Source organism: Streptomyces calidiresistens, from assembly GCF_014141525.1.
Taxonomy (GTDB): Bacteria; Actinomycetota; Actinomycetes; order Streptomycetales; family Streptomycetaceae; genus Streptomyces; species Streptomyces calidiresistens.
This window is the reverse complement of the sequence record NZ_VKHS01001609.1, coordinates 1-401: the sequence shown is the minus strand read 5'-3', so window position 1 is coordinate 401 and position 401 is coordinate 1. Positions and strand designations below refer to the sequence as shown.

At 67.8% G+C, this 401-nt stretch carries 1 protein-coding gene; it reads right to left on the bottom strand.

Annotation, left to right across the window (positions count from 1 at the left end; all coding sequences use genetic code 11):
* The coding region (locus FOE67_RS28485; RefSeq protein ID WP_182667654.1) for a hypothetical protein at positions 1-367 on the bottom strand (367 nt) is incomplete at its 3' end.
* Positions 368-401: the final 34 nt, after the last annotated feature.

Genomic DNA, 401 nt, shown 5'->3' with positions numbered 1-401 from the left:
GGGTGATGGTGGCGGCGGCCTGGGTGGCGGCCTGGAGGCGCTGGTCGTTGATGCCTGCGGCGGTGAAGGTCGCGAGGATTTCCGGTTGGGGCAGGCCGAGGGTGCGGTGGGCCTGTTCGGCGAGGTCGATGCGGTTGTGGCGGGCGCGGTCGAGGATGTTGCCCTGTTCATGGACGGCTGCGCGGAACTCGTCGCTGGTCATGTGGTCGGCGCAGCGGGTGATAGCGGGTAGGGCGTGCAGGCGGCAGCGTTGTTCGGCGCACAGGCGGATGGTTCGTCCGCTGGTGTCTCCCTCGGCTCGCCAGGTGTCGATGCGGATGATGGCGCCGTGTTCGTCGGCGGTCTCGATGTCGATGTCGGTGGTCATGGGGTGGGCGATGGGCGGTCTCACATACAAATCT